At 57.7% G+C, this 1,314-nt stretch carries 1 protein-coding gene and 1 pseudogene; both read left to right on the top strand.

All coding sequences use genetic code 11. The features are described 5' to 3' along the window. Positions 1–260, top strand: a pseudogene (locus tag ACTJK5_RS22955) (methyl-accepting chemotaxis protein); the annotation flags it as partial. A 138-nt stretch (positions 261–398) separates the two neighbouring features. Then, the coding region (locus ACTJK5_RS22960) for a HAMP domain-containing protein (RefSeq protein WP_440613313.1) at positions 399–1,314 on the top strand (916 nt) is incomplete at its 3' end.

Consider the following 1,314-nt stretch of genomic DNA (forward strand, 5'->3'; position numbering starts at 1 on the left):
AAGCCGAAGAGCTTCAGGCGAGCATCGCCTTCTTCAAGGTCGAACGCGCCGATGCCGCCGCAGCAGCTCGCTCTGCACCGGCTCGCCATGCAGCCCCGGCGGTCGCACATCGTCCAGTTGCGAAGTCTGCCGCTCCCGTGCGTCGCCCTGCAGCGACGAGTGCCGTCCATGCTCAGCAGGCTCGCGCCAACGGCTTTGCCCTCGACATGTCCATGGGTGGACCGGACGACAACGACCACGACTTCCGCGAAACAGCCTAAACAAAAGATGGGAGCCTTAGGTCGAGTAGTCTGTGGCTCCCACTCTAACCACTTCCGAACAGTTATTCGACAACAGCCAGTTTCAGCCTTCTCAACATTAGCGTTTCAACCTGGCATCGCACGCCAAGGATCACAACCATGCGATTTACCATTAAGCTCAAGCTTGCGCTCGCTTTTGCACTGATCATCATCCTCTCCGGTGGCATGGCAACCATGGCCATCTCACAGCTGTCGACGCTGAACGATGCGATAACGGACATCGTTCAAAGTCCTGCGACCAACCTACGTAACTCTGGCGACCTGTCCGTCGCGGTCCTGAATTCAATCGCGAGCGAGAAGAGCGCAGCGCTCAATGAGGATTCAAGCCGTATCTCCACATACGTCGATTCCGCCAGGGCAGAGCGCGCAAAAGTTTCGAAGATTCTCGCCGATCTCGAGCATGAGACGAACCCGGCAGTTCGTTCAAAGGTCGAAGAGATAAAGGCTGCCATCCCAGCATGGGAAAAACTGCAGGAAGACGTCCTTCGTTTTGCCATGGAAGACACACCGGAAGGGGATCGCCAAGCTGGCGTTATAACCATGGGAGAAGGAGAAAAGGCGACACGAAAGCTGCTGACCATTCTCGAGGCGCTGAACCGCGAAATCGCTGCCGACTTGAAGACGACGGACGAAGGCGCTGACGTGGAATACAACACGTCCCGGACAATTCTTGTAGGCGCCGTTGGTGCGATCATGCTCCTCTCTCTCTGCGCGGCGGTGTGGGTATGCATCACCATCAGCCGAGGCTTGACGAAGGCGAGTTCAGCCGTTCGAAAAGTTGCCGAAGGTGATCTGCGCGAGACTGCACCGATCACGACCCGCGATGAAATCGGCGACCTGCTGGGCTATGTCAATGATATGGTCGAACGCCTACGCGGCGTCGTCGGCGATGCGCTTGCCGCAGCCGGCAACGTATCATCCGGTAGTCAGGAACTGTCGTCGTCTTCCGAACAGCTGTCGCAGGGTGCAACCGAACAGGCATCCTCTGCCGAAGAAGCCTCCGCTTCGATGGAAG

The organism is Agrobacterium sp. 22094, assembly GCF_052046015.1.
In the GTDB taxonomy this organism is placed as follows: Bacteria; Pseudomonadota; Alphaproteobacteria; order Rhizobiales; family Rhizobiaceae; genus Agrobacterium; species Agrobacterium cavarae.